The 18,142-nt window shown below is 70.6% G+C and carries 18 protein-coding genes; 2 read left to right on the plus strand and 16 right to left on the minus strand.

What is annotated here, in order from left to right; genetic code table 11:
• Positions 1-4 precede the first annotated feature (4 nt).
• From RYJ27_RS08190 to prmC, 10 genes are all read right to left on the minus strand, one after another.
• Positions 5-904 (minus strand): F0F1 ATP synthase subunit gamma, encoded by a 900-nt coding sequence (locus RYJ27_RS08190; RefSeq protein ID WP_330169839.1) that lies wholly within the window; start codon positions 902-904, stop codon positions 5-7.
• A 22-nt stretch (positions 905-926) separates the two neighbouring features.
• Positions 927-2,567, minus strand: a complete 1,641-nt coding sequence (gene atpA, locus RYJ27_RS08195; protein ID WP_330169840.1) for a F0F1 ATP synthase subunit alpha — start codon at positions 2,565-2,567, stop codon at positions 927-929.
• 70 nt (positions 2,568-2,637) lie between these two features.
• Positions 2,638-3,426 carry a F0F1 ATP synthase subunit delta gene (locus tag RYJ27_RS08200; protein ID WP_330169841.1) on the minus strand — a complete coding sequence of 263 codons (789 nt, stop codon included), beginning with the start codon at positions 3,424-3,426 and terminating at the stop codon, positions 2,638-2,640.
• The gene (locus tag RYJ27_RS08205; RefSeq protein ID WP_330169842.1) at positions 3,426-3,989 is read right to left on the minus strand and encodes a F0F1 ATP synthase subunit B; all 564 of its coding nucleotides are present in this window, start codon (positions 3,987-3,989) and stop codon (positions 3,426-3,428) included. Before RYJ27_RS08205 ends, RYJ27_RS08200 begins: the two co-directional genes overlap by 1 nt.
• 32 nt (positions 3,990-4,021) lie before the next feature.
• A complete protein-coding gene (gene atpE / locus RYJ27_RS08210; protein WP_330169843.1) occupies positions 4,022-4,261 on the minus strand; it encodes a F0F1 ATP synthase subunit C in 240 nt (79 codons plus the stop codon).
• Between the two features lie 44 nt (positions 4,262-4,305).
• The gene (atpB, locus tag RYJ27_RS08215; protein WP_330169844.1) at positions 4,306-5,097 is read right to left on the minus strand and encodes a F0F1 ATP synthase subunit A; all 792 of its coding nucleotides are present in this window, start codon (positions 5,095-5,097) and stop codon (positions 4,306-4,308) included.
• A gap of 141 nt (positions 5,098-5,238) precedes the next feature.
• Complete coding sequence (locus RYJ27_RS08220) at positions 5,239-5,730, minus strand: Cg1360 family ATP-synthase-associated protein (protein WP_330169845.1); 492 nt, start codon at positions 5,728-5,730, stop codon at positions 5,239-5,241.
• Positions 5,727-6,902 (minus strand): MraY family glycosyltransferase, encoded by a 1,176-nt coding sequence (locus RYJ27_RS08225; protein ID WP_330169846.1) that lies wholly within the window; start codon positions 6,900-6,902, stop codon positions 5,727-5,729. The genes RYJ27_RS08220 and RYJ27_RS08225 overlap by 4 nt, the downstream gene beginning before the upstream one ends.
• Positions 6,899-7,576, minus strand: a complete 678-nt coding sequence (locus RYJ27_RS08230) for an L-threonylcarbamoyladenylate synthase (RefSeq protein WP_330169847.1) — start codon at positions 7,574-7,576, stop codon at positions 6,899-6,901. Before RYJ27_RS08230 ends, RYJ27_RS08225 begins: the two co-directional genes overlap by 4 nt.
• Positions 7,577-7,636: 60 nt before the next feature.
• Complete coding sequence (gene prmC, locus RYJ27_RS08235) at positions 7,637-8,545, minus strand: peptide chain release factor N(5)-glutamine methyltransferase (protein ID WP_330169848.1); 909 nt, start codon at positions 8,543-8,545, stop codon at positions 7,637-7,639.
• Between the two features lie 189 nt (positions 8,546-8,734).
• Here prmC and cysK point away from each other — a divergent pair, with 189 nt between their 5' ends.
• Together cysK and epsC are read left to right on the plus strand one after the other, a co-directional pair.
• Complete coding sequence (cysK, locus tag RYJ27_RS08240; RefSeq protein ID WP_330169849.1) at positions 8,735-9,673, plus strand: cysteine synthase A; 939 nt, start codon at positions 8,735-8,737, stop codon at positions 9,671-9,673.
• A 1-nt stretch (position 9,674) separates the two neighbouring features.
• The gene (epsC, locus tag RYJ27_RS08245) at positions 9,675-10,253 is read left to right on the plus strand and encodes a serine O-acetyltransferase EpsC (protein ID WP_330169850.1); all 579 of its coding nucleotides are present in this window, start codon (positions 9,675-9,677) and stop codon (positions 10,251-10,253) included.
• A 25-nt stretch (positions 10,254-10,278) separates the two neighbouring features.
• Here the strand turns inward: epsC and RYJ27_RS08250 are convergent, their stop codons facing one another.
• The 6 genes from RYJ27_RS08250 to rho form a co-directional block, all read right to left on the minus strand.
• Positions 10,279-11,055, minus strand: coding sequence for a hypothetical protein (locus RYJ27_RS08250; protein ID WP_330169851.1), 777 nt, complete (start codon positions 11,053-11,055; stop codon positions 10,279-10,281).
• A gap of 135 nt (positions 11,056-11,190) precedes the next feature.
• Positions 11,191-12,939 (minus strand): amidohydrolase, encoded by a 1,749-nt coding sequence (locus RYJ27_RS08255; protein WP_330169852.1) that lies wholly within the window; start codon positions 12,937-12,939, stop codon positions 11,191-11,193.
• 40 nt (positions 12,940-12,979) lie between these two features.
• Positions 12,980-13,396 carry a hypothetical protein gene (locus RYJ27_RS08260; RefSeq protein WP_330172024.1) on the minus strand — a complete coding sequence of 139 codons (417 nt, stop codon included), beginning with the start codon at positions 13,394-13,396 and terminating at the stop codon, positions 12,980-12,982.
• A gap of 208 nt (positions 13,397-13,604) precedes the next feature.
• Positions 13,605-14,573 carry an endonuclease domain-containing protein gene (locus RYJ27_RS08265; RefSeq protein ID WP_330169853.1) on the minus strand — a complete coding sequence of 323 codons (969 nt, stop codon included), beginning with the start codon at positions 14,571-14,573 and terminating at the stop codon, positions 13,605-13,607.
• Between the two features lie 241 nt (positions 14,574-14,814).
• Entirely contained in the window at positions 14,815-15,888 is a 1,074-nt protein-coding gene (prfA, locus tag RYJ27_RS08270; RefSeq protein ID WP_330172025.1) for a peptide chain release factor 1, read from the minus strand.
• A 25-nt stretch (positions 15,889-15,913) separates the two neighbouring features.
• Positions 15,914-18,040 carry a transcription termination factor Rho gene (rho, locus tag RYJ27_RS08275; RefSeq protein ID WP_330169854.1) on the minus strand — a complete coding sequence of 709 codons (2,127 nt, stop codon included), beginning with the start codon at positions 18,038-18,040 and terminating at the stop codon, positions 15,914-15,916.
• Positions 18,041-18,142: the final 102 nt, after the last annotated feature.

Consider the following 18,142-nt stretch of genomic DNA (forward strand, 5'->3'; position numbering starts at 1 on the left):
TGGGCTACTTGGCCGACGCCAGAGCGTCGGCGCCGCCGACGATCTCGGCGATCTGCTGAGTGATCTCGGCCTGACGCGCGTTGTTGCGCAGGCGGGTGTAGTCGGTGATGAGCTTGTCGGCGTTGTCCGAAGCCGACTTCATCGCCTTCTGGGTGGCGGCGTGCTTGGCCGCGGAGGACTGCAGGAGCGCGTTGAACACGCGGCTCTGCACGTACACCGGCAGCAGCGCGTCGAGCACCGTCTCGGCCTCCGGCTCGAACTCGTAGAGCGGATAGACGGCGCCGTCGGTCGCCGCGGCATCCGCCTCGACGATCTCGAGCGGCAGGAGACGCAGCGTCTCCGGCGACTGGGTCATCATGCTCACGAAGCGGTTGTAGACGAGGTGGATCTCATCGACCCCGTCACCCGCTCCCCCGCGCCGGAACGCCGCGAGCAGCTCATCGGAGATCTCTTCCGCCGTGCTGAACTGAGGCGTGTCGGTGTCGCCGGTCCACTGCGCCGCGCTGGCGATCTTCCGGAACTGGAAGTACCCGACGGCCTTGCGGCCCACCAGGTAGTAGACGACCTCCCGGCCCTCCGAGCGCAGCAGCTCCGCGAGCTCGAGCCCCTCGCGCAGGATCTGCGAGTTGAACGCGCCCGCCAGGCCCCGGTCCGACGTGAAGATCACGACGGCCGAGCGACGGATGACCTCCGGCTCGCGGGTGAGGGGGTGGTCGACGTTCGAGTGGGTCGCCACCGCAGACACGGCGTTCGTCACGGCGCGCGCGAAGGGAGAGGACGCGCGCACGCGCCCCATCGCCTTCTGGATGCGGGATGCCGCGATGAGCTCCATCGCCTTGGTGATCTTCTTGGTCGTCTGAGCAGAAGAGATCTTCTGCTTGTAGACCCGCAGTTGTGCGCCCATGGTTTCGCTGTCGCGTCTCTCCTCAGCCCCGGCGGCCCTTGACGATGCGCTCCTGGTGGATGTCTTCCGCGTCGGCGGCGTGCACGTCCTCCCTGCCGGGAGCGACCAGGCTCTGTCCCTCGCCCGCCTGGAACTCCAGCGCGAAGGCATCCACCTGCTTCTCGAGCTCGGCGACGGTGTCATCGTCCAGGACGTTGGTCGTGCGCAGGGTGTCGAGGATCTGCGTGTGACGACGCAGGTGGTCGAGCAGCTCGCGTTCGAAGCGCAGCACGTCCTCGACGGCGACGTCGTCGAGCTTGCCGTTGGTGCCTGCCCAGATCGAGACGACCTGCTCCTCGACGGGGTACGGCGAGTACTGCGGCTGCTTGAGCAGCTCGGTCAGGCGGGCACCGCGCGCCAGCTGGCGACGGGATGCCGCGTCCAGGTCGCTCGCGAACATCGCGAACGCCTCGAGCGAGCGGTACTGGGCGAGCTCGAGCTTGAGCGTTCCCGAGACCTTCTTGATCGACTTGACCTGTGCGTCGCCGCCGACTCGCGAGACGGAGATGCCCACGTCGACCGCGGGGCGCTGGTTGGCGTTGAAGAGGTCGGACTGCAGGAAGATCTGTCCGTCCGTGATCGAGATGACGTTGGTCGGGATGTACGCCGAGACGTCGTTCGCCTTGGTCTCGATGATGGGCAGACCCGTCATCGACCCGGCGCCCAGTTCGTCGGAGAGCTTCGCGCAGCGCTCCAGCAGACGGGAGTGCAGGTAGAAGACGTCACCGGGGTATGCCTCGCGGCCCGGCGGGCGGCGCAGCAGCAGCGACACGGCACGGTAGGCCTCGGCCTGCTTCGACAGGTCGTCGAAGATGATCAGGACGTGCTTGCCGCCGTACATCCAGTGCTGGCCGATGGCCGAACCGGTGTAGGGGGCGAGGTACTTGAAGCCCGCGGGGTCGGATGCCGGAGCGGCGACGATCGTCGTGTACTCCATCGCGCCGGCGTCCTCGAGCGCACCCTTCACGGAGGCGATCGTCGAGCCCTTCTGGCCGATGGCGACGTAGATGCAGCGCACCTGCTTCTCGGGGTCGCCCGACGCCCAGTTGTCCTTCTGGTTGATGATCGTGTCGATCGCGATCGCGGTCTTGCCGGTCTGGCGGTCGCCGATGATCAGCTGCCGCTGACCGCGGCCGACCGGGATCATCGCGTCGATGGCCTTGATGCCGGTCTGCATCGGCTCGTGCACGCTCTTGCGCTGCATGACGCCGGGCGCCTGCAGCTCGAGGGCACGACGCCCCTCGATCTCGATGGCGCCGAGACCGTCGATCGGGTTGCCGAGCGGGTCTACGACGCGGCCGAGATAGCCGTCGCCGACACCCACCGAGAGCACCTCGCCGGTGCGGGTGACTTCCTGCCCCGCCTCGATGCCCGAGAACTCGCCGAGGACGACGACGCCGATCTCGTGCTCGTCGAGGTTCTGGGCGAGGCCCTGCGTGCCGTCCGCGAAGGTGACGAGCTCGTTCGCCATGACGCCGGGCAGTCCCTCGACGTGGGCGATCCCGTCGGCCGCGTCCACGACGGTGCCGACCTCGGTCGCTGCCGCGCCGGTCGGCTCGTACGCCGCGACGAATTCCTTCAGCGCGTCACGGATGACGTCGGGGCTGATCGATAGTTCTGCCATTGTCTTCCTTCGTGTTGTGAAGCCTTGCGGCTCCAAGCTTCCGCTCCCGAAGTCGCGGGAAATCTAGGGGTCAGCCGGCCAGGCGGTGGCGCAGCTCGGCGAGGCGCGAGGCCACCGACGCGTCGATGACGTCGTCGGCGATCTGCACACGGATCCCACCGATCACGGCGGGGTCCACCACGGTGTTGAGGGACACCTCACGGCCGTACTTCGCCGACAGGAGCGACGCCAGACGCCCCGCCTGCGAACGCGAGAGCGGCGAAGCCGACACGACCGTCGCCACCGTGCGATTGCGCTGGTCGGAGACGATGCGAAGCGCCCGGCTCAGCAGCTGGCGCACGCGGCGCTCACCCGGCTGCTGCACGAGCGAGGAGACCACGAGTGCGGTCGCGGCCCCGGCGCGCCCACCCAGGAGGGTGTCGACCAGCGCGCCCTTCGCGTCCGGCGAGCCCAGGCGGCTGCCGAGCGCGAGCTCGAGCTGCGGGTTCGCGGCGATGGTGCGGATGAACGCGAACAGCTCACCCTCGAGGTCGGTGCTCGGCGCCGCGATGGAGGCGCTGCGGACCGCGAGCTCCTCGATCCCGTCGACGAGATCCGCCGCGTTGGACCAGCGCTGCTCCACGGCGGTCTTCACGAGGGAGACCGCCGCCGGCGAAAGCGAGCCGAAGACGTCGTCGACGAGCTTCGCCCGCGCGGCCGCCGGCGCGGCCGGGTCGGCAAGCGCGCCGCTCAGGTGGGACGATCCGCCCACGACGCGCGCGATGGCGAACAGCTCGCTCGCCACCTGCAGGTCGATCCCCTCGGTGCTCGCGAGCCCGCGGTTGCTGACCTCCAGGGCCTGAGTGGTCGCGCTTCCCATTACTGCGCCTTCCCGGCCGAGGCCTGCTCGGAGGCCTCGAGGTCGGCGAGGAAGCGGTCGACGACCGACTGCGCCTTGGCGTCGTCGGAAAGCGTCTCGCCGATGACGTTGCCGGCCAGGTCGAGCGCCAGGGTGCCCACCTCGGAGCGGAGCGACACGAGAGCGGTCTGACGCTCCGCCTCGATCTGCGCGTGCGCCGCGGCCGTCAGGCGTGCCGCCTCGACCGACGCGGCCTCCTTGGCCTCGGCGACGATCTTCTTGCCGTCCTCGCGAGCGATCTCGCGGATCTCACCGGCCTCCTTGCGGGCGGCGGCGAGCTGCGCCGTGTACTCCTCGAGGGCGGCTTCCGCCTTGCGCTGAGCCTCGTCGGCCTTCGCGATGTTGCCCTGGATGGCGTCGGCTCGCGCGTCGAGGACCTTCGAGACCCGCGGAAGAACGATCCGCCAGACGACGATCACGATGACGAGCATGCATACGCCCGACCAGATGATGTCGTAGATGGCCGGCAGCAGCGGGTTGCCGGCGGACTCCTCGGCGGCGATAGTGACAAGAGCGTTGTGCATCTCGTCTCCTTCTCTAGTCGTTCAGCGAGGAATCAAAGCGCGTTGAAGATGAAGGGCGTCGCGATACCGATCAGCGCGAGGATCTCGATGAACGCGACACCGATGAACATCGTCGTCTGCAGACGTCCGGCGAGCTCGGGCTGGCGAGCGGTCGACTCGATGGTCTTGCCGATCATGATGCCCAGACCGATGGCCGGGCCGATAGCGGCGAGGCCGTATCCGACGGTCGCGATGTTTCCCGAAATCTGAGCGAGAACAGTCGTTGCGTCCACTGGTGATTTTCCTTTCGTGTGGCGAGAAACCGGGCGGCTGCTCGTCAGTGTTCTTCCGCAACCGCGAGCTGGATGTAGACCGCGGTGAGGATGGTGAAGACGTACGCCTGGAGTGCGGCGACGAAGATCTCGAAGAGCGTGAAGGCGAAGCCGAGGGCGAGGGTTCCCGCCGCCAGCGGAGTAAACCAGTTCATGCTCAACAGGAAGAAGTGCGTCGCCGAGAAGAAGAGCACGAGCATGAGGTGCCCGACCATCATGTTGAGCAGCAACCGGAGGAAGAGCGACACGGGCCGCGCGATGAACGTCGAGATGAGCTCGACGACGGCGATGATCGGGATCAGGTAGAACGGCACGCCGCTCGGAACGAGCGAGCTCTTCAGGAAGCGAAGAGGCCCGTGGCGCTTGATTCCGGCGTAGATGAACAGCACGTAGGCGATCAGCGCGAACAGGAGCGGGGCGCCCGCCACCGAGGTGCCGGGAATGTTCAGGAACGGGATGATGCCCGTCAGATTCAGGAAGAGGATCCCGAAGAACAGCGCCGTGAGGATGGGCAGGAAGCGTCGGCCGTCCTTCTCCCCGAGCACCTGGAAGGCGACCTGCTCACGGACGAAACCGAAACCGAGTTCGACGACGGACTGGAACCGCCCCGGAACCACGGTCATCCGCCGCGAACCCCACAGCAGCAGGATCACCAGCGCGGCCGTGGCGATGAGCTGCACCATCGAGATGCGTGTGAACTCGAACGGCGTGCCTTCGAAGAGGAGTGCAGGCGGGAAGAAGTCGCCGATCGATGGCGGGCTGAAGTACGGCTCGTCAGCGGCCACCACAGAGATCATGCTCGCTTGAGTCAACGTGTGGCTCCAAAATGTCGTGCGGGCATCACTCGACGTGAAGGTGAGTGAGAAGTGGTCGTCCTCGCCGTGGCGTGAGCGTGACGTTCACCGCTGCTCGCCGACCTTGGAGGCATGGCCAGCCTATCAAAAGTCTGGACGTGTTCCGGACTCCGGCCCATCCTGCTCCCCCGGCAGGCGGACGTCGGATGCCGCGGACAGCCTCATCCGGCTGATGACGACGAGGTCCACGACGAGCGAAGCGACCGCCGCACCCACGAGAGACAGATAGAAGACGAGCGGCACGACCCAGGCGAGGTTGCTGAGGACGACCAGCGCGACAATGACGATGACGAACTTGAGCAGCCATCCCCCGAGGACGACCGCGAAGAAGATCTGGAGGTAGTAGGGGGTGCCGAACCAGCGGTTGCCGAGCATGATGCTGCCCGCGGTCAAGGCGGGGAACACGATGCCGACGGTGGCGCCGGCCACCGCGCTCCACAGGCCGTCGGAGCCGGCCACGAGGTAGCCGACCGTCGCGGCCACCACGAGGAGGATCGCGCCGACGCCTATCCCCCACCAGAGGGCTGCCCGCAGGATCGGTGCGCTGGAGATCGAGCGGGCGGGGTCGGTCGTCATGGGAGCTCCTCCACGGGGGTCATGATGCCGTCGGACGCCTCGGGGGCGCGTCGGCGCGGCCTGCGCGAGGGCAGGAAGGTGATGGTCAGGCAGGCTGCGCCGCCCACGACGGCGAAAGCGACGCCGATCATGTACGACAGGCCCGCACGCTCGGCGAGGAACATCAGGAGCACGGCGAGCCCCATGATGGCTGTCCAGGCATAGAAGATCAGCACGGCATCCCGGTCGCTGTGGCCCATGTCGAGCATGCGGTGGTGCAGGTGCTTGCGATCGGGAGAGAAGGGCGACTTCCCCGCGCGGATGCGACGGATGACGGCGAGGCCGAAGTCGAGCAGGGGCAGCATCACCACGACGACGGGAAGGAGGATCGGGATGAAGGCTCCGAGCAGCTGCGAACGCCCGATGTCCTCCGGGTCGAGCACGCCCGGGTCGAGCGCGCCGGTGATGGCGACGGCGGACGTGGCCATCAGCAATCCGATCATGAGCGCGCCGGCGTCGCCCATGAACAGCTTCGCGGGGCTCCAGTTCAGCGGCAGGAAGCCGAGACACGCGCCCACGAGGGCGGCGGCGAGGAAGGTGGCGAGGGAGAAGTTGCTCGTGGCGAACTCGCGCAGCAGCAGATAGGAGTACACGAAGAACACGCCGTTCGCGATGAGCGTGACGCCGGCCACGAGGCCGTCGAGCCCGTCGATGAAGTTCACGGCGTTCATCACGACCACGATCGCGAACACGGTCAGCGTGAAGCTGACCCAGCTGGATCCGACGGTGAGCCCGCCGATCGGCAGGGAGTAGATCTGCAGCTCGCCGTAGCCCGCGATGATGCCGGCGGCGAGGAACTGGGCCCCCAGCTTGATCATCCAGTCGAGATCCCACAGATCGTCCGCGACTCCCACGACGACGATGAGCGTCGTGGCGGCCGCGATGGCGATCACCTCCTTCGGCGGATCGGCCCAGAACGTGCCGAAGTACTCGTTCGCCTTCGAGACGAGGAGTGCCCCCATGATGCCGATGAACATGGCGATGCCGCCGAGGCGGGGCGTCGGCGTCTTGTGCACATCGCGCTCGCGGATGCCGGGGTACAGCTTGAACCGCATGCTGAGCTGCCACACCGCCCACGCGAGCGCCAGCGTCACCGCGCCGGTGAAGAGGATTGTGAAGAGGTACTGCTTCACGCGTCGGCGTCCGGCTCGAGCGCGTCGCCCAGGACCTCTCGCAGCCGATCGCGCGAGATCGCCCCCTCGCGCAGCACCCGCACCCCGGCTCCCCCGGCACCGCCGGTGAGCGACGTCGCGTCGACGATCGTCGACGCGACACCCGTCCGGGACGGACCGTCGTCGAGGTACACCGACACGCTGTCGCCGAGCATCTCCAGCGCGCCGACCATGCTCGTGGCCGCCGGGTGGCCGGTCAGGTTCGCGCTGGAAACGGCGAGCGGGCCGCTCTCGGCGATGAGCTCGAGCGCGACGCGGTGATCGGGCATCCGCACGGCGACCGTGCCGTGCGTCTCGCCCAGGTCCCAGGCGAGGGAGGGCTGGCTCGGCAGCACGACGGTGAGACCCCCCGGCCAGAAGGCCTCCACGAGCGCATCGACCTCGGCGGGGACGTCGGCGACGAGCGCGCGAAGCATCGGCGGTCCGGAGACGAGCACGGGCGGGGGCGACTGGCGCCCGCGCCCCTTCGCCGCGAGGAGGGCGGCGACGGCTCCCGCGTTGAACGCGTCGGCGGCGATTCCGTACACGGTGTCGGTGGGCAGCACGACGAGCTCCCCGCGCGCCAGCAGCTGACGCGCCTGGCGCATGCCGGTGAGCAGCTGCGCCTCGTCTCGGCAGTCGAACATCGCGGTCATGACGCCGACAAGTCTAGGCCGCGGCGCGGCCCCCGCCGATTCGCCCGCGCCGGTGCCGCGTCACGCCCGGAACGCCGTCGTGGCGCGCTCGCGCATCGTCAGATCCGGATGCGTCGCGCTCGCGCGCCAGCCGTCCGCCGCGAGCAGTTCGCGCACGGCCGGCCCCTGCCATTCGCCGTGCTCGATCACGAGAGCGCCGCCGGGCCGCAGGAGGCGAAGGGCGGTGCGGCTCAGCGCCCTCACGACATCCAGTCCGTCGCGGCCCCCGTAGAGGGCGGCCGGCGGGTCGAAGAAGCGCACCTCGGGGTCGCGCGGGATCGCGTCGTCCGGGACGTACGGCGGGTTGGAGACGACGACGTCGACGGTGCCGTCCAGCTCCGCGGGCGTGTCGGCGAGGTCGGCGAAGACGAACCGCGCGTTGTCCGCTCGCGTGACGGCGAGGTTCTCACGCGCCCAGATGTAGGCCTCGACGCTCTTCTCCACGCCGTACACCTGTGCGGTCGGCACCTCCGTGGCCAGCGCCAGCGCGATCGCTCCGCTGCCGGTGCACAGGTCGACCGCGACGGGACGGGCCGTCGGCGCGGCGCGCAGCGCGTCGATGGCCAGCTGCGCCACCATCTCGGTCTCGGGCCGCGGGACGAAGGCGCCGGGACCGATCCTCAGCGTCAGGTGTCGGAACGGAGCGAGACCCGTGATGTGCTGCAGCGGCTCCCGCGCGGCCCGTCGGTCGACGAGGCGCTCGAGGGCCGCGGCCTGCGGCGACGGAAGCTCGTCGCCCCGGATCATGCCCGCCTGCAGGGCGCCCCTCGTCGTCCCCCAGGCGTGGGCGGCCAGAAGCTCGGCATCCACGTCGGGGGTCGGCACGCCCGCCTGGGCGAGCCGGGATGCCGCGGCGTGCACGGCATCCGACAGGCGACGGGGGACCGCGGTGCCGTCGGCGAAGGGGGTGGGGGTGCGTGAGGAGATCATGAGCGCGATTCAGCCTAATCAGGCCGCCGCGGCATCCTCCCCGTATCGGAGACCCGATACGGGATCGTCACAAAACCTCCCCGACCGCCGTCATACAGGGGCATTTTCCGCCCCGCGCCGCCGCGCCTCGCCTAGGCTCGTTGACGGCGTCCCGGACGGCGCCCCACCCTGGACGACGAAAGGCAGGCCATGGCCGGCATCCACCCCGACATCACCTCCGCATTCGGCAACACCCCGCTGGTGCGACTCAACCGCGTCACCGAGGGCGTGGATGCGACGGTGCTGGCCAAGCTGGAGTTCTACAACCCGGCATCGAGCGTCAAGGACCGCCTGGGCATCGCGATCGTCGATGCGGCCGAGGCCTCGGGCGAGCTGAAGCCCGGGGGCACGATCGTGGAGGCGACGAGCGGCAACACGGGCATCGCGCTCGCGATGGTCGGCGCGGCACGCGGCTACAAGGTCGTGCTGACGATGCCGGCCTCCATGTCCAAGGAGCGTCGCACGCTCCTCAAGGCCTTCGGCGCGGAGCTCGTGCTGACCGACCCCACCAAGGGCATGAAGCACGCCGTGGAGGAGGCCGAGCGCATCGCCGCCGAGACGCCCGGCTCGGTGCTCGCCAAGCAGTTCGCGAACGAGGCGAACCCCGCGATCCACCGCAAGACGACGGCCGAGGAGATCCTGCGCGACACCGACGGCAAGGTCGACTACTTCGTCGCCGGCATCGGCACGGGCGGCACCATCACGGGTGTCGGCCAGGTGCTCAAGGAGCGCGTGCCCGGAGTGAAGGTCGTCGCCGTCGAGCCGAAGGACTCCCCGCTGCTGACCGAGGGCCACCCCGGCCCCCACAAGATCCAGGGGATCGGGCCCAACTTCGTCCCGGCCATCCTCGACCGCGACGTGATCGACGAGGTGATCGACGTCGAGTTCGACGACGCGATCGCCCTGGCACGCGAGACGGCCGCGAAGGACGGCATCCTCGTCGGCATGTCTTCGGGTGCGGCGATCTGGGCCGCGCTCGAGATCGCCCGCCGCCCCGAGGCCGCCGGCAAGAACATCGTCGTGATCATCCCCTCCTACGGCGAGCGGTATCTCTCGACGGCCCTGTACGCGCACCTCGCCGAGGACTGAGGTGCCGGTCAGGACGCTGTGGGCGCGGGTCCGAGAGGACATCGCGTCCGCGCGTCTGCGCGACCCCGCTGCACGCGGCGGGCTGGAGATCGGGCTCCTCTACCCCGGGCTCCACGCCATCTGGGCCCACCGCGTGTGGCACGCGCTGTGGAAGCGTGATCGGCGGTTCCTCGCCCGTGCGGGCTCGCAGATCACGCGGGCGCTCACCGGCATCGAGATCCACCCGGGCGCCCGCATCGGCCGGCGCTTCTTCATCGACCACGGCATGGGCGTCGTGATCGGCGAGACGGCCGAGGTGGGCGATGACGTCATGCTGTACCACGGCGTGACGCTCGGGGGTCGCACGCGCGACTCCGGCAAGCGTCACCCCACCCTCGGCGACGGCGTCGCGGTGGGGGCGGGGGCCAAGGTGCTCGGGCCCATCACGATCGGAGCGGGGTCGGTCATCGGCGCCAACGCCGTCGTGACGCGCGACGCCCCGGAGGACTCCGTCCTCACGGGCATCCCGGCGAAGGCCCGGGCCCGTCGCGACGGCGAGACCACCCGGTCGATCCTGACGGCGCCCGAGTACCAGATCTGATCGCCGGCCCACCCGGACGGGTGACTCAGCGCAGCCGGACGGCCAGCGCCCGGCCGGCGAGGGCGTGATCGCGCAGGTGGATGAGCACGGCGATCGACACCACGACGAGGCCTGCGATCTCAAGCGACTCCTCGAAGCACGCCAGCAGCCAGACCACGGGGTCGTTCTCGTCGCGCAGGAGGGACTCCACCTCAGCGCCGGCGGTGGCGCTGACGACCTCGATGCCGAGCGCTCCCCCGACGTACAGCACGCCGGCGACGACGAACAGCGTGCGCACCCGCCGCGGCAGCGCGGCGAGGAAGCGGATCGCGAAGGGCGAGGCCGCCACGAGGGCGATCCCGACCGGGATGACCCACGCGTACCAGAGCGGACCGCCGGTGATCCCGAGGGCGTTGCGCGTGGCGTACATCAGACTCTCGTGCAGTGCCGCGCCCTCGTCGAGGGACAGGTAGGCGAAGACGATCGCCAGCGCCGCCCAGCCCCGGCGCGCCCGCGGCATCCGCGTGGCCACCGCGACGGCCGCGGCGCCGAGCGCGACGCCCGCCAGGAGCATCATGTTGAACCAGGTCGGGATGCTGACCTCGTCGTCCATGTCGAACGCCGAGATCACGCGCCCTTCGTAGGTGATGACGCCGAGGGCCGCCAGCGTATGGACGACGAGGTGCGCCGCCGCGAGCGCGACGCCGATGAGGACGAGCCCGCGCGCGACACCGCGCACCGAGACGCCGACGACGGGATCGTCGACAGCGTCCGCGCCCTCGCGCCTGCGCGACGCCCTCGTGGTCCCCGTCGTCAACGCCATGACAGCCCCCATCCGCGTGCGCGCCCCCGCGCGCCGTTCCCCAGCCGGACACCGCGCGTTCACCTGCGCGACACCGTGAGGTCACTGTAGCGGGCGAGGGGGCCCAGGCGCGAGGCGAGCTTCCCGACGGGCGCCTTACGAGGCGGCGGCGGGCGCGGCGACGGCCGCGACGTGATGGCAGCAGCCGGGAACGCCGAGGCCGCGGACGGCGGCCAGGGAGGCGTCGTCGACCTGGCCGGATGCCGCGGCGAACGCATCGAGGTCGATGCGCTCTCCCCCGAGCCACGTGCCGAGCACCGCGATCGCGCCGATCTCCTCGGGCGCGACGGTGTACGGGTCCGCCGCCAGCGCGACGAGGTCCGCGAGCTTGCCCGCCTCGATCGATCCGGCGTCGGCGTCGCATCCCAGGGCGTGCGCGCCGTTGATGGTCTGCGCCCGCAGCGCTTCGTCGAGCGTCGTCGCCTGCTCGGGACCCCGCACGGTGCCGCTCGAGGTGCGGCGGGTGACGGCCGTCTGGATGTTCAGCAACGGCGTCGGCGGGCTGACGCTGCCGTCGTTGTGGAAGGAGGGGTGCACGCCGGCGTCGAACGCGTCGCGGAAGCGCTGCCACGGGGCGCCCACGGCGGAGTCGAACATCTGCCCGTCGAGCAGATTACCCCAGTAGTGGAACTGGAACGGGCCCATCGAGGCGACGACGCCCAGCGCCGCCATGCGGGAGAACTGGTCGTGGCGCGCCCCGCCGATGTGCTCGACGCGCCAACGGTGATCGGTGCCGCTCAGCCCGTGCGTGTCGAGTGCGCGGGCGAACGCGTCGAGCACGATGTCCAGCCCGATGTCGCCGTTGACGTGGAACGCCATCTGCCAGCCCTCGGCGGCGTGCGCATCCAGCAGCGCGTCGAGCTGGCTGCGCGTGTAGTTCATGGGTCTCTCGCCCGTCACGCCGGGCGATATCCCCGCCGCTCGCGTCGCCGGCGTGTCGAGGTACGGCGCGCTCATCGCGACGTTGCCCACCCACGGCGATCCGTCGGCCCAGAGCTTGATGCCCTGCTTGCGCAGCATCGTCGGCGGAACGTGAGACGTGAACGGCGCCCCGCAGTCGGTCTCGGTGGACATGTGGTAGAGCGTGATGCGCAGCGGCGAGCTCGGCAGTGTCGCGAGCGTTTCGTACGCGGTCTTCAGGGGCGTCTTGTACGTCAGCTCCGACGTCGAGGTGATCCCGGCCGACGACATCAGCACGTAGTACTCCACGGCGCCCTGGAGGGGCCTGGCCGCACCCGCGATGGCGCTCAGCACGGGCTCCGCGAGCGCCATCGCGGCGGGCACCTCGGTGGCGCGTCCGTCGAGGGCGCCGTCGGGAGTGCGTCCGAAGAAGCCGCCCACGGGGTCGGCGGGGGGATTCCGGTCCCAGCCCAGGGCGCGGATGACCGCCGAGGTGACGTAGGAGGTGTGTCCCGAGTTGCCGAAGACGAGCACGAGGCGGTCTCCGAAGATCTCGTCGAGCACGGCGGCGGTGGGCTCCTCGTGCTGCTGCAGCAGCCCGTCGAAGCCGAAGAAGGACAGCGGCGCCGCGGCATCCGTCTCCGCGATCGCCCGCCGGAAGACGGCGAGCACGTCGTCCCAGGTGGGGCAGAACCACGGCGCGACCCAATAGGCCGGCGGCATCGTGGCCATCCCGCTCAGCACGGGGTGGGAGTGCGAATCGATGAAGCCGGGCAGCAGGCACGCCGCCCCGGAGTCTTCGACCTCCGCCTGAGGCAGCGCCGCCCGACACTCCTCCAAGGTGCCGACGGCGACGATGCGCTCCCCCGAGACGGCGATCGCCTGCGCGCGCGGTCGGTGGGGGTCCATCGTGATGACGGTGTCTGCGGTGATGATCCGGTCCATGCGGCCTCCTGGCGTGGGGGTCGTGGTGGGGTGCATCGGGTCAGGCGGGCGTGCCGTCGCGGCGGCGGTCGCGGCGATCGTCGACGCGCTTGGCGAAGAAGAGCAGGGGCAGCAGCACCGTGGCGAGGGCGGTGATGACCCACACCACGACGGGCGCGAGGACCCACGAGATCGCATCGGTGATGCGCAGGCCGCCGATGGGCAGCAGCACGACGACCAGGAGCGCCACCAGGGTGGAGATGATGCCGATGCCGCCGAGAAGGGCCGGTGCGTAGCGGCGCGCCATCGTCGCGATCCACGGCGAGAGCACGCTCTGCAGGACCGCGAAGACGACGATCGCGAGCACGAAGCCCCACCAGTCGTTCCAGACGATCATGAAACCCGGCAGCAGCAGGTCGGCCACGACGAGCCCCAGTGCTGCGGAGAGCAGGAACACCGGCGTGCGCAGGAGGAACATGATCACGCTCGTGACCCTATCGGTGCGCGGATGCCGCGGCCACGTCCCCACGCCGCCCCCGTCCCCCGCGCCGCCCCGCGCCCTCGCGCCGCCCCGCGCCCCCCGCCGCCCCGCGCCCTCGCGCCGCCCCGCGCCCCGCGCGGGCCGCTCCCCTGTCACGATCCGACCCTTCCCACCGGCACGCCGAGCGGAATGCGACAGGCGAGCGTCAAGACCGGGCGCGGAGAGCGGCCGCCACCCTCGCGACCAGCTCGTCGGGGTGCGCGAACAGCATCGTGCGGCTCACGCGGATCACGCGCCAGCCGGCCGCCTGCAGCGCGTCGTGCTTCTCCATGTCCCGATTCCACGTCGCCAGGTCCACGCGGTGATGATCGCCCTCGTACTCGATCGCGATCTTCCACTCGGGGTAGGCCAGGTCGACGCAGCCGATGAAGTTCCCCGTGTCGTCGTACACGTCATGATCCAGCGTCGGCTCGGGAAGACCCGCGTCGCACAGGGTCAGCCGGGACCACGACTCGGGACGGGACGCGGAGCCGGTCCGCACACGATCGACTGTCTCGCGCAGGCGCGGCCCGCCGACGCGGCGTCCGGCGCGCACCGCGGCATGCAGCTGGTCGACCCTCGCCAGCGGCGGCGGCATCGGGCGCGGCCGGGGGCCCGGCATCCGCTGGACCCTTACGAGCGAATCGCCCGCCGCGATCAGGTCATACGGATGCAGCGGCTGAGCCCCCAGCATCGCCCACGTCGTCGCCGGGCTCGCGATGCGCACCCCGGTGCCGGGATGCACGACGACCCTGGTCAGGCGCGGCTGCGCCTCGTGCCCGCGGATGCCGCGCACACGGGGCAGGCGGCGCGGAGGGAGGACCGCGACGTGGACCGTCTCGTCCGGGAGAAGGGGAAGGGCAGTACCCCAGAGGACCGCCGCGGTCGCATGACTGAAGAACTCGAACTCGGACATGCGCGCCGCGTACTCCAGGGCCGCCAGACGGATCCGCTCGCGCTGGCTCAGGGCCGCGTCGGCAGCGCCGGCGTCGAAGACCTCGCGCCGGGAGCGCACGCCGTGGAACGGACGACGCAGGTCCTTCGAGCGCAGACGCCCCTCGCCGACGCCCGCGGCGCGCGCCATCGCGACGGTGAAAGCGGGCGGCAGCGTTTCGGGAAGCGGAGTGTGCGACATGCGCCCCACCGTGCCGCGCAGCACTGCTCCGCAGGGCGCGCCCGCCGGCATCCGTGGATCACCGCACCGACCGCGCCCTGTGGAGGACCCCCGCGCGACCCCCGCGCCGCCCGCGCGCGGCCGCTCCCCTGTCACGAAACGACGCGGCGGAACCGCCATCGGGTCGATTCGCGACAGGCGAGCCCTCCGCCCGGGGCGCGAGGGCGCAGGGCGCGGGCGGGGGCAGGGCGCAGGGCGCGGGTCAGGCGCCGAGGGCGGCGAGGCGCGCTTCCTCGTCCGCGGCGATGCAGCTCTCGATCACCGGGCCGAGGGCGCCGTCCATGACCTGGTCGAGGTTGTACGCCTTGTAGCCGGTGCGGTGGTCGGCGATGCGGTTCTCGGGGAAGTTGTAGGTGCGGATGCGCTCGGAGCGATCCATCCCGCGGATCTGCGACTTCCGGGCGTCGGATGCCGCGGCATCCCGCTCCTCCTGCTGCTTCGCCAGCAGGCGCGCACGCAGCACGCGCATGCCCGCCTCGCGGTTCTGCAGCTGCGACTTCTCGTTCTGCATCGACACGACGATCCCGGTCGGCAGGTGCGTGATGCGCACGGCGGAGTCGGTCGTGTTGACCGACTGACCGCCGGGGCCGGAGGAGCGGAACACGTCGATCTTGAGGTCGTTCGGGTTGATCTCGATCTCGTCGGGCTCGTCGACCTCGGGGAACACCAGCACGCCGGTCGTGGACGTGTGGATGCGTCCCTGCGACTCGGTCGCGGGAACCCGCTGCACGCGGTGCACGCCTCCCTCGTACTTGAGGTGGGCCCAGACCCCCTGCGCCGGGTCGGACGAGGAGCCCTTGATCGCGACCTGCACGTTCTTGTAGCCCCCGAGGTCGGACTCGTCGCGCTCGATGAGCTCCGACTTCCAGCCCTGCGCCGCGGCGAACTGGAGGTACATCCGCAACAGATCCGCCGCGAACAGCGCGCTCTCCGCGCCGCCCTCCCCCGCCTTGATCTCGAGGATGACATCGCGCGCGTCGTCGGGGTCGCGCGGGATCAGCAGCCGCCGCAGGCGCTCCTGCGCGGCGAGCATCTTCTCCTCGAGCGCGGGGACCTCCTCCGCGAACGCGTCGTCCTCGCGGGCGAGCTCGCGCGCGGCATCCAGGTCGTCGGATGCCGCGGACCACGCCTCGTGGGCGGCGACGATCCGCGAGAGCTCTGCATATCGGCGGTTGACGCGCTTGGCACGTGGGGCGTCGGCGTGCACCGCCGGGTCGGAGAGTTCCTCCTGCACCCGGCGGTGCTCGTCGATGAGCGCCTTGACGGAGTCGAAGATCGCGGGATCGGTCATGCCGGTCGGATCAGCGGATGTTGTTCTCGTGCCCGTGGCTGTGACCGCCGCCGTGCCCCTCGCGCGCGGGGGCGGGGACCGACTTCTGCATCTGCACGAGGAACTCGACGTTGGAGCTGGTCTCCTTGAGCTTGCCAAGGACGACCTCGAGCGCCTGCTGCGGGTCGAGGCCCGCGAGGGCGCGACGCAGCTTCCACGTGATCTTGACCTCGTCGGCCGAGAGCAGCATCTCCTCGCGACGGGTGGACGACGCGTTCACGTCCACCGCGGGGAAGATGCGCTTGTCGGCGAGCTGGCGAGACAGGCGCAGCTCGCTGTTGCCGGTGCCCTTGAACTCCTCGAAGATGACCTCGTCCATCTTGGACCCGGTCTCCACGAGCGCCGTCGCGAGGATCGTGAGCGATCCGCCGTTCTCGATGTTGCGCGCGGCGCCGAAGAAGCGCTTGGGCGGGTAGAGCGCCGACGCGTCGACGCCTCCCGTCAGCACACGGCCGGACGTGGGGGCCGAGATGTTGTACGCGCGCCCGAGGCGGGTGATGGAGTCGAGCAGCACGACGACGTCGCGGCCCAGCTCGACGAGCCGCTTGGCGCGCTCGATCGCGAGCTCGGCGACCGTCGTGTGGTCTTCGGCGGGACGGTCGAACGTCGAGGCGATGACCTCGCCGCGCACCGAGCGCTGCATGTCGGTCACCTCTTCGGGGCGCTCGTCGACGAGGACGACCATGAGGTGGACCTCGGGGTTGTTCTTCGCGATCGCGTCGGCGATCTGCTGCAGCACGATCGTCTTGCCGGCCTTGGGCGGGGCGACGATGAGGCCGCGCTGGCCCTTGCCGATGGGCGCCACGAGATCGATGATCCGCTGGGTGAGCTTCTCGGGCGCCGTCTCCAGGCGCAGGCGCTCCTGGGGGTACAGCGGCGTGAGCTTGCCGAACTCGACACGCGTCGCCGCGTCGTCGGGCGACAGTCCGTTGATCGAGTCGACCTTCACGAGCGCGTTGTACTTCTGGCGGCCCGACTGCTCGCCCTCGCGAGGCTGCTTGATGGCGCCGACGACGGCGTCGCCCTTGCGGAGGTTGTACTTCTTCACCTGACCGAGGGAGACGTAGACGTCGCTCGTGCCGGGCAGGTAGCCCGTCGTGCGCACGAAGGCGTAGTTGTCGAGCACGTCGAGGATGCCCGCGATCGGGATCAGGACGTCGTCGTCGCCGATCTCGGTGTCGAACTCGTCCGATGCTCCGCCGCCGGTCGCGCCGCGCTTGTTGCGCCCGCGACCCCGACCGCGACCCTGGCCGCGCTGGTCGTCGTCGGCGTCCGGCGCGGGCGACGAGGATGACGGGGCGCTGCCGGGCGCGGACGGGGCGTTCTGCGCCTCGCCGCCCTTCTGGCCGCCGCCGTTGTTCTGACCACCGCCGTTGTTCTGGCCGCCCGCCCCACCGCGGTTGCGGTTCCGGTTGCGGTTGCGGTTGCGGCGACCACCGGTCTGCTCGCCCTCGGACGAGTCGTCGGTCGCGGCGCCGTCGTTTGACGACGCGTCCTGGGAGGAGCCCTCGGAGGACGAACCCTCGGAGGACGAACCCTGCTTCGACTCGTCGGCCGTGGAGCCGGCGGGCGCTGCGGACGCGTCGCCGGACGCGTCGGGCGCCGTCGCCTCGGCGGGCGCGGGCGCCTCGGCGGATGCCGGGGTCTGCGCCTCGGCGGGCGCGGGCGCGGGCGCCTCCGCGGATGCCGGGGTCTGCGCCTCGGCGGGCGCCTCCGCGGCCGCGTCGGCGTCCTGGATGGCGGTCGCGAGGCGCGCGACCAGCTCGGTGTCGACGGCCGACTGCGCGGACTTCAGCGTGACGCCGAGCTCGGCGGCCGCGGCGATGACGCGCTTGGCGTCGACGCCGAGGTCGGCCGCGACCTCGCGCACCCGCGGACGCCGCTCGCTCTTGCGGGGCGCGCGCACCCGCTTGCCCTCGGCCGGAGCCTCGGAGGTGGCCTCCTCCGCGGGGGCATCGGATGCCTGCTCGGCGGGCGCGGCCTCAGCCGCGGTGTTCTGCTCGCCGGCGGCGGTGTCGGCCGCGGGCGCCTGGTCGGTGGAAGCCTGGTCGCCCTGGGCGTCGGTGGCTTCGGTCTGGATCTCGGAGATGGACTCCACGAGTTCTCCCTTGCACGTGTGGATGATCTACTGCACGGGCGCCGATGGACCGTGACGCCGCACCGCCGATCGGACGACCGTCGCGGTGCTCAGGCGTCTGTG

Source organism: Microbacterium limosum, assembly GCF_036324365.1.
GTDB lineage: Bacteria > Actinomycetota > Actinomycetes > Actinomycetales > Microbacteriaceae > Microbacterium > Microbacterium limosum.